Origin of the sequence: Flavobacterium sp. Root935, assembly GCF_001429295.1 — a bacterium.
In the GTDB taxonomy this organism is placed as follows: Bacteria; Bacteroidota; Bacteroidia; order Flavobacteriales; family Flavobacteriaceae; genus Flavobacterium.
Window position 1 is genome coordinate 1 of sequence record NZ_LMJL01000005.1, and the last position, 1,574, is coordinate 1,574.

Consider the following 1,574-nt stretch of genomic DNA (forward strand, 5'->3'; position numbering starts at 1 on the left):
AATCTTTGCGGGCACGGATTGCAAATCCGCGCTAACGATCGAGGGTAAATCTGCGCGATCGGGTATTTATCAATGTTTATGAGAATACTTATGATCAAATAGAAGCGGTAAAGGCTACTACATTTTATAAGACAATGAGTAGCCGAAAATTTATAAACATTAAAGATATTTTAATAAACCAAGGCTATATAAAAGTAATATTAACAAAATAAAAATACTTAAAATGAAAAGTTATTTAATATTTAATCTAAATAATAAACTTATTTCATGTCGAAATACAAATCTCTTATATGATTTTTTCACTCAATTCAATATTTCTGAATCTTTAAAAAATAGTATTTTAGTAAGAGTTAATGCAGAAATGAATTTTGAACTTAGTGTTTCTGAATTACAACAATTGGAACTTGCCGCCTCAGAAAAAATAGATGAATTAGTTGCAGACGCAAACTTTGACCCTTTTAAAGAAAGATTGAGAAGATTATATCCTCTTCAATATGGTAGTGATCCTTTTATTTGGAAAGGTCTAACTTATTATTTATATGTTAAGACAAATCCCATTGATAGTAAAATATTGGAAATGCGAAGCTTTTTAGCTCATATAAAAGAATTTACGAATCAAAACCAACCTATGAGATATATTTTTAAAAATTAAAGTATTTTTTTACTCCGATCGAAATACCAAATTCAGTTATACCTAAACCTAAAACAATGCCAAATGATCATTTACAAGTCTATTTTAAATTTAGAGATAATACTTTTAAATATGTGGTTAGAGCACATACCGAAATACCAAATGTACCATTTGGGGCTGGCCAAGGTAGTGTTTGGAGGGTAGAAAGAACAATTATTAATGATGGAACAATTACTACCTATTCGGAGCACTTATGTGGTACAGATTGGATTAGAGGACACTTATATTATGATGCAATAACAAATCAACGATTAGGAACTGCCACTCCATTAGAAATAAAAATATTAAATGATAGTCACTTTAAAGTAAAATAATATGCAGAAAATAGATTTATATTCCGAATATACTGGTGAGCTAAGTATTGTTTTAAATGAAAAAACAAGTAATAACTTAGTAATATTTGAAGTTAAGATTCTTCAATTTCATTTCAATGAAGTTTTATCATTAATTCCATCGGCTCAATACAATAAAGAAAGTGTAATGTATAACTATTTCAAATGTGAAGGGTGGTATGATGGACAATGGGAATGCAAACGAAAGGAAGAATTTAAAAATCAACTTTTGTTAATAGAAAACAATGTTCCGCAAAATTTATTACATGTTTATAATGCTATTAAACAAATTTGCGCTTCCAGCATTCAAAACAACAACCAATTGTTTATTGAATTAGAATAACTTTATTGCCACTGCCGGCTCGAGCATTCCCGATAGCGCAGATTTGCAATCTGTGCCCGCAAAGTAATTTCTTCAAGATCTAAAAAAATACAATTTTAACAAAATACAAAGCAACAACTACTGAGGAAGCCTATTTTATAACTATAACCCGATCGCGCAGATATATTTCCGCAACGATAGCGCGGATTTGCAATCCGTGCCCGCAAAG

The 1,574-nt window shown here is 30.1% G+C and carries 3 protein-coding genes; all 3 read left to right on the plus strand.

The features are described from left to right. Nucleotides 1–223 precede the first annotated feature (223 nt). From ASE40_RS01490 to ASE40_RS01500, 3 genes are read left to right on the plus strand one after another with little or no spacing between them, the layout of a single operon-like run. Nucleotides 224–652 carry a hypothetical protein gene (locus tag ASE40_RS01490; protein ID WP_057115043.1) on the plus strand — a complete coding sequence of 143 codons (429 nt, stop codon included), beginning with the start codon at nt 224–226 and terminating at the stop codon, nt 650–652. 56 nt (nt 653–708) lie between these two features. Further along, complete coding sequence (locus ASE40_RS01495; protein WP_057115044.1) at nt 709–1,005, plus strand: hypothetical protein; 297 nt, start codon at nt 709–711, stop codon at nt 1,003–1,005. Nucleotide 1,006: 1 nt separating this feature from the next. Next, nucleotides 1,007–1,366 (plus strand): hypothetical protein, encoded by a 360-nt coding sequence (locus ASE40_RS01500; RefSeq protein ID WP_057115045.1) that lies wholly within the window; start codon nt 1,007–1,009, stop codon nt 1,364–1,366. Nucleotides 1,367–1,574: the final 208 nt, after the last annotated feature.